The organism is Methylobacterium aquaticum (genome assembly GCF_001043915.1).
In the GTDB taxonomy this organism is placed as follows: domain Bacteria; phylum Pseudomonadota; class Alphaproteobacteria; order Rhizobiales; family Beijerinckiaceae; genus Methylobacterium; species Methylobacterium aquaticum.
In genome coordinates, this window is sequence record NZ_LABX01000234.1 from 1 (window position 1) to 7,279 (window position 7,279).

A 7,279-nucleotide genomic window follows, 5' to 3' on the forward strand; every position below is an offset into this window, starting at 1 on the left:
CGTGAATGATCCGGGCTAGGCTGCCTGCGTGACACGATCTCAAGCCTCAGTCGCTCCGCCCTGCATCGTTGTTTGCAACGGCACAGCGTAATTACCCAGGGGGTGTGGGGACGGCTCGGTTCAGTCGCGGCGCGGGTGTCGTGTCGTCACCCCTTGCCGTCTGACGGTTTGGCTGATTCCCTGTCGGGATGAGCCGCAGCGATCTGGAGCGCCTGAGCAAGGAGGAACTGATCGAGCTGGTGCTGAAGCTGCATCGGCCGGAGAAGACGTCGCGCACCTCCTCCAAGCCGCCGGCGAGCGACCGTAAGGCGCGGCGGGAGAAGGCCCGACCGGGTGGTGCCAAGCCCGGGCACGACGGGCACAAGCGGGCGCTGACGCCCGATCCGGATCAGGTGGTGGAGCACCGGCCCGCGTCCTGCTCGGCGTGCGGCGCGGTGCTGGCCGACGACCTTCCCGCCGAGGTGATCAGCGTGCACGAGCGCATCGACCTGCCGCTGGTTCGTCCGGTGGTCGAGCAGCACCGGCGCCTGCGCGTGACCTGCCCGGTCTGCTGGACCCGGGTCGCGGCCCCACGCCCGGCGGGGGCTGACGCAACCCCCTTCGGGCCGCGTCTGCACGCGGTGGCGACCTACCTGAAGACCTTCCAGGCGCTGTCTTACGAGCGGTTGCAGGGGCTGTTGTCGGACCTGTTCGGGCTGAGGCTGAGCCAGGGCGGACTGATGAACCTGCTGCGGCGCGCCCAGGGCTGCTTTGCCGAGGGACGGGACGCGGCGCTCGCCCGGTTGCGGCAGGCGCGCGTGGTGGCCTCGGACGAGACCGGGGTGCGCATCGAGGGCGCCAACAGCGACCACTGGGTGTTCCGCTGCGACGACGCGGTGGTGCATCACGCCGCCCCGAGCCGGGCGGCGGCCGTGGTCGGCGAGGTGATGGCCGGGCACCGGCCCGCCGTGTGGCTCTCGGACCGCTACTCGGCCCAACAGGGCCATGGCGAGCGCCAGCAGACCTGCCTGGCGCATCTGGCGCGTGACGTCGTCTACGCGCTCGACGCCGGCGACGACCTGCTCGCGCTACGGCTCAAGCTGTGGCTCGACAAGGCCTTCGTCCTCGCTCGCAGCCTCACCGGGCTGGCGGCCTCGACCCTGGCGCGCAAGCGGCGCGATCTGGAACGGGATCTCGACGCCATCCTGAAGGCACCCGCCACCTGTGACTTAACTCGGGCGCTCCAGGCCGGGATGCGCCGGGCACGCGACCAACTCCTGACCTTCGTGGCCTTCTCGGGACAGGTCGACGTGACCAACAACGCCTGCGAGCGAGACCTCCGGCCGGCGGTAGTCCAGCGCAAGGTGACGAACGGCTATCGGGCAATGTGGGCGGCACGGGGCGAGGCGGACGTGCGCACCGTCGTCGCCACCGCGGCACTCCAAACCAAGGCGACGCCCTTCGCCACCCTGCTCGCCACCATCACCGCCTGATCAGGCTCATCCAGCCTGACAGAAACGACGCCCGCTACGCCGACGCCGCCAATAAACACCCCCTGGGTAATTACACGCTGGTTTCGTGATTGCGGTCTAGTCTGCGGCTTGGCGGGATCGTAGCCGCGCACGCCCTCGACCCCGGCGCCGCCCGAGCGCACGACTTGCGCATCCAGGATGGCTCCCGTCGGGCCGGTCTCGTGCCCGACCCGCTCGCGATCGGCCAGGTTCAGGGCACGCGCTGGATCTTGTGCTGCTGCGGCAGACAGCGCTTCAACTCATCGCCTAGCATTACAGTTGCAGGTTTGAGCACCTATCTGACGGCGAGCGATGGGAGGTTTTCATGTCGACTGCCTCGCTTGAAGTCATGCTTGAGCTCTGGTCGACGATCCTGCGTGACGCCAAGGATCAGATCCGCCCGCTGTTTGCCGCGCCGAGCGTCGCTCGCTCGGCCGGTGCCTTCCTGGACGGCCTGCTCGGGGCGGAACGGCGCAAGACTGGCTGGATGCGAGCCGAGGCCGCTGGTGATCCCGGACCATGGCGTCAGCAGGCGGTGCTTGGGCGTAGCCAGTGGGACGCGGATGCCCTGCGCGATGTCGTGCGCGAGCACGTCGTCGAGACCCTGGCCGAACCGGACGCTGTGTTGGTCCTCGACGAGACCGGCTTCCTCAAGCAGGGTAAGGCTTCCTGCGGGGTTCATCGTCAGTATACGGGCTCGGCGGGCAAGATCACCAACTGCCAGATCGGTGTGTTCGCAGCTTACGTCTCGACCAAGGGGCATGCTTTCCTCGACCGCGCCCTCTACCTGCCGAAGGCTTGGACCAACGACCCGCGCCGCCGGGCGGCCACGCACGTGCCGGAGAAGCTGGCCTTCGCGACCAAGCCGCAACTGGCGCTGACGATGATCGAGCGGGCGATCGCGACGGACGTGCCGTTTGCCTGGGTGGCGGCCGACAGCGTGTACGGGGTCGGCGAGATCGAGATGGCACTCCGGCGCGAGGCCAAGGGCTACGTCCTCGGGGTTGCTGCGAGCCACCGCTTCAATTCCTGGATCGACAAGCCCGAGGTGGCTGGCACGGCCGAGGGGATTGCCGACGCGCTCGATCCCGGCGCGTGGCAGCGCCTGTCAGCCGGGCGGGGCACCAAGGGCGAGCGCTTCTACGACTGGGCGTACTGCGAACTCGCCGACCTGGAGGTGGGCAAGAAGACCGACGCGCGTTCAGAGGTGTGGACGCGTGGGCTGCTGGTCCGCCGTAGCATCAGCGATAGTCAGCGCGCCTACTTCACCACCTGGTGCCCGGCTGGCACGTCGCTCCAGACCTTGGTTCAGGTCGAGGGGCGGCGCTGGGCGATCGAGGAAGCGTTCGAGACCGGCAAGACCGAACTGGGTCTGGACCACAACGAGACACGCTCCTGGCATGGCTGGCACCGGCACGTCAGCCTGGTGATGCTGGCCTTCGCGGTGTTGGCGCGGGTGCGCCAGCGGGCCAACGGCCCGCCCCCAAAAACCGAGCGAAGAGCCAAGCTCGTCCGTGCCATGGTCGCTCCAGGAGATCCGGCGGGTCGCGATCCGGCTCGCGCAACGGCGCATTGAACCGGCTCTCGTTATCGCATGGTCAGCGTGGCGGCGCGCTCACCAAGCTGCTGCCCGCCAAGCTCACATCAAGAGGCACATGCAACTGTAATGCTAGGGTCTAAACCCGTTCAAGGCATTGCAACCGTGAGGGAAATGTGATTCGAAGCGCCTCCCAGATGGAGGAGGCTATGGCAGAGCTGTTCTGGCTGTCGGACGAGCAATGGCAGGCGATCGCGCCGTTCATGCCCACCAACCAGCCCGGCGCTCGTCGCAAGGACGACCGCACGATCCTGTCGGGCATCCTGCACGTCATCAAGTCCGGCTGCCGCTGGAAGGACTGTCCTGGCGACTACGGGCCGTCCACCACCGTCTACAACCGCTTCAACAGGTGGTCGCGCCGCCGCTTCTGGACCAGCATGCTGGAGGCCCTGGCCAAGGCCGGATGGTCTGGCGAAGCGGCCGCCCTCGACTCGACCTACGTCAAAGCCCAGCGCGCCGCCCACGGCGGAAAAGGGGGGCCCGCGAGCAGGCCATCGGCCCTTCGCGGGCGGGTCCGACCACCAAGATCCACGTCCTCAGCGATGTGATCGGCCGCCCGGGCGTCATCCACCTCACCCCTGGCAACGCCAGCGACGTGAAGACCGCCCCCGCCGTGCTGGAACAAGCGCCCGGCCGCGTGTGCCGGCTCATCGCCGACAAGGGCTACGATGCCGACTGGCTGCGCCAGAACCTGCGCGAGCAGGGCATCAGCATCATCATTCCCGGCACCCGCGCCCGCAAGCGCAAGATCCGACTGGACAAGCGACGGTATCGGGACCGCTGGCGGGTCGAAATAGTCCTTCCGCAACTGACAAAAGCGTCCGCGCTCGCCATCCGGGCCGACGGGAACCACGTAGCGGATCTCGACCTCGGCCTCGGTCACCACGACCCGGTCGACGAGCAGTTCGATCAGTCGGCGGCGCTGAGCGAAGTCGGCGCCAGCCAGACCATCCTGGACGCGACGGCAGAACGCCTCGGCTGATCCCGCCCAGTTGGCCAGTTGCGCTTGTCTATCGACTTGGCCTTCCAACTGCTCGGCCTGGGCCGCCAGAGCCTGCAGGTGCTCCTCCGCCACGCGGCGACGGCGCTGGTACTCCGGCAACGGGATGATCCCCTGCAGGTAGGCCTCCGTTAGGCGCTCCACCTGCTGCTCGAGCCCACGGCGCCCCTTGCGCAGCTGATCGCGCCGGGCCTGCAGATCCTGCGGCAGCCAGCCACCGCCATGGGCCCGGGCCAGCGCCGCGGCGATCTGCTCGGGCTCGCTCAGCAGGGCACACAGATCCTGCCAGACCAGCGCATCGAGCTGATGGGCCGGCGCGTAGCGCGCCGGGCAGGGCTGCGCGCGGCCGCTGCGGCCCGGATGCCCCTTGGCGCGGCACAGATAATAGTCGTAGCCGGGATGGATCGTCCGGCACAGGCAGCTCGACTGGCAGACTCCGCAGCTCACCAGGGCGCGCAGCAGGTAGCTGTACCGGGTGTTGTGGCGTCGGGCGAAGGCGCGGTTCTGCGCCAGCTTGGCCTGCGCTTGCGCGAACAGCGCCGGGCTGACGAGGGCCGGGACGGTGGCGACCGGCAGCCATTGCTCCGCCGGTACTGGCACCGACGTGGTCGAGGGGCATCCGATCGGATGCGTCGCCGAGCGGCGGATGCGCGGGGGTCGGCTGCGCCACCGGCCGGCGAAGACCTGGCCGGTATAGACCGGGTTCGTCAGCAGGCCGCGCAGCGAGGCCGAACTCCAGCGGGGGCGGCCGGTCGGCGAGGCGATGCCGAGAGCCCGCAGGTGGTTGGCCAGGCCGAACAGGCTGGCTTCCTCCTCGACGTAGCGGGCGAAGACCTGCTGGACCACGGCGCCCTCGGCCGGCTCCAGCCGAACCCCGGCCGGGTCGCGCGGCCGGTCGGGATCGAGCCGATACCCGTAGGGCGCTCGGGTCCAGGGAAGCAGGCTGCCGGCACGCAGGCGCATCTGGCGTCCTCGCCGCATCCGTTCCGCGATCAGCGTGCGCTCGTACTCTGCCACGGCACCGCGGATCTGCAACAGCAACTGGTCGTGCGGATCCCGTCCGATCGGACGATCGAGGAACGTCACCTCGCATCCGACGCGTTCGAGTTCCTGCAACACGATCATCATCTGGACGTAGTTGCGCGACAGCCGGTCGGGATCGGTGATCAGAACCCGATCGATCTCGCCGGCGCGCACGGCATCGCGCAGCCGGTCCAGACCGGGCCGGTTTAGCGTCGCTCCGCTCTGGCCGTCATCCCGGAAGATGGCGCTGTCGTCCAGGGTGGTGCTCTGTGCTTGCAGATGGACCCGGAGACGGTCGAGCTGCTGATCGATGGTCTGGGCTTGGGCCTGGCGCGCCGTCGAGACCCGCACGTAGACAGCCGTCCTCATGGCTTGCCTCCTCTGCGAGGGGGAAGGCCATCCGCGTCGCTGCCAGTGAGGCTTGGGGTGATCCCCAGCTCAGGATGAGGCCGTAGGCTCGATCCCACCGCCGAACGGCGTCTGGCGTGGTCGTGGTCTGACGGCGGATCTGCCAGTGGCGACGCATGGGCACCTCCCCGATCGCTCTCTCGATCGAGATCTGCCCTCTGGCTGGCCGTTGTGCAGCTGCGCCGGCGCTGCGGCCGACGCCACCACGTCAGGACAAGCTGCGCCGTGCGCACCAGACAGAACCTGTCGTTTGTGATCAGGCCATTGAGGCGGTGTTCTGCCGCCTCAAGGACTTCCGCCGCATCGCCACTCGCTACGACAAGCTCGCCCGCAACTTCGCCTCGGCTCTCGCGCTCGCTGCCGTCGTGGCGTTCTGGTGCTGATTGAGTCTCAGCCCTAGCCCATGCGCGACTGCTCTGATCCCACCCACAACCTCGCGCCCCCCATCACCAGGGGGGCCTGAGTCACAACCAACCTTCCACCGTCAATGCCCTAACATCAAACTGATATATGGCAAGGGGACTGCACACCTAGTTTGAATATTGCGCATTGCGTTATAAATGCCCTTGCTGGTAAACCATATGCGAATGGAATGGTCGCTTGGAGCTTGAAATGGAAGACCGCTTAGAAAATGAAATATTATCAACATTTAGTATAGATATGCAGAACAGAGTTGCCGCACGTCTCCGTGTGCTGGATGAGATGATCGCAGATGGACGGATGGATCCAAAATGGTTTAAAAACAAAAAAGTTATAGATTGGGAGGCGGGAGATTGTGCTTTTGCTGTCGCTTTATTTCTACGAGGTGCGTCGTTCGTAGTAGCTATTGATACTTGGCTAATGCCTCATCTCGTTCCAAATAAACTAATGGAGCATTCTCAGTTCTATATTGCAAAACAATCAATACACGATTTTTATGAAACGTCAGAAGATAAAAATTTTGATTTTATATTTGCAAATACGGTCACAGAGCATCTTCAAAATCTACCGTTAGCATTTGATACCGTACGGAGCTTGCTTAGTCATGACGGGGTTTTCGTGACAAATCATGATAATTATTACCAGCCTGTAGGACATCATGATCACGGGATGTTATATTATTCTGGCTCTAAAATTGTATTTCAGGGGGTTGAATGCTGGAACACGAAAGAAAAATGCGCCACTTCGAATGAGCATAGATCTAATATTTCCGATAAATATCCATGGACTTGGAGTGTTCAACACGAAAAACAACGCAATCCAGAAGCATGCGATCAGTGCCCCTATTATAAACGATCAAAGCCTTGGGCGCATTTAATTTATCAGAGCGATTTTAATAAAACTTGGAGCCCGACATTTACCACTCATCCAGAGCGTGGTACAATTAATAAAGTTACTCCCTTTCAACTTAGGCAGTTCATTATTGAGGCGGGGTTTTTTATAATTAAAGAGCACCACTCTAAATTGCAAAATGATATTCCTGCACAATTACTTATAGAGCACACACCTGAATTTTTAACTACTTCAATGGTTTGGATCGCAGCAAAATCTGAATAGATAGATGTTTGTAAGATAATGTCATTTATCTGACACGGCGTTTGCGATATTTCTCAAGCGGTGACTCTTTAAGGAGGTTGATAACCAAGGTAGGAACGAAAATCTGATAATTACCCAGGAAGTGTCGGGACGGGCGGCTCCATCGCAGCTTAGGTGTCAGTCCGTTCCCCCTTGCCGTCTGAGTGTTTGGCTGATTCCGTGTTGGGATAGGCTTGTCGCAAACTC

Annotated in this window: 3 protein-coding genes and 4 pseudogenes; 5 read left to right on the top strand and 2 right to left on the bottom strand. The window is 63.7% G+C overall.

Going from position 1 to position 7,279, the window contains the following annotated elements:
• Positions 1–188 precede the first annotated feature (188 nt).
• Positions 189–1,472, top strand: a complete 1,284-nt coding sequence (gene tnpC / locus VP06_RS26385) for an IS66 family transposase (protein WP_048466784.1) — start codon at positions 189–191, stop codon at positions 1,470–1,472.
• A 107-nt stretch (positions 1,473–1,579) separates the two neighbouring features.
• On the opposite strand, the pseudogene VP06_RS37355 reads toward tnpC, so the two are convergent.
• Positions 1,580–1,714 (bottom strand): annotated as a pseudogene (locus VP06_RS37355) (IS5/IS1182 family transposase); the annotation flags it as partial.
• A 101-nt stretch (positions 1,715–1,815) separates the two neighbouring features.
• Here VP06_RS37355 and VP06_RS26390 point away from each other — a divergent pair.
• Positions 1,816–3,066, top strand: a complete 1,251-nt coding sequence (locus tag VP06_RS26390) for an IS701 family transposase (protein WP_048466785.1) — start codon at positions 1,816–1,818, stop codon at positions 3,064–3,066.
• A gap of 170 nt (positions 3,067–3,236) precedes the next feature.
• A pseudogene (locus tag VP06_RS35335) lies at positions 3,237–3,931 on the top strand (IS5 family transposase); the annotation flags it as partial.
• A gap of 444 nt (positions 3,932–4,375) precedes the next feature.
• Here VP06_RS35335 and VP06_RS38290 read toward each other — a convergent pair.
• Positions 4,376–5,479 (bottom strand): annotated as a pseudogene (locus tag VP06_RS38290) (recombinase family protein); the annotation flags it as partial.
• A 302-nt stretch (positions 5,480–5,781) separates the two neighbouring features.
• On the opposite strand from VP06_RS38290, the pseudogene VP06_RS39075 reads away from it, so the two are divergent.
• Positions 5,782–5,901, top strand: a pseudogene (locus VP06_RS39075) (IS5/IS1182 family transposase); the annotation flags it as partial.
• A gap of 229 nt (positions 5,902–6,130) precedes the next feature.
• Positions 6,131–7,054: a methyltransferase domain-containing protein gene (locus tag VP06_RS36680; protein WP_156295782.1), complete on the top strand. Its 924-nt coding sequence runs from the start codon at positions 6,131–6,133 to the stop codon at positions 7,052–7,054.
• Positions 7,055–7,279 lie beyond the last annotated feature (225 nt).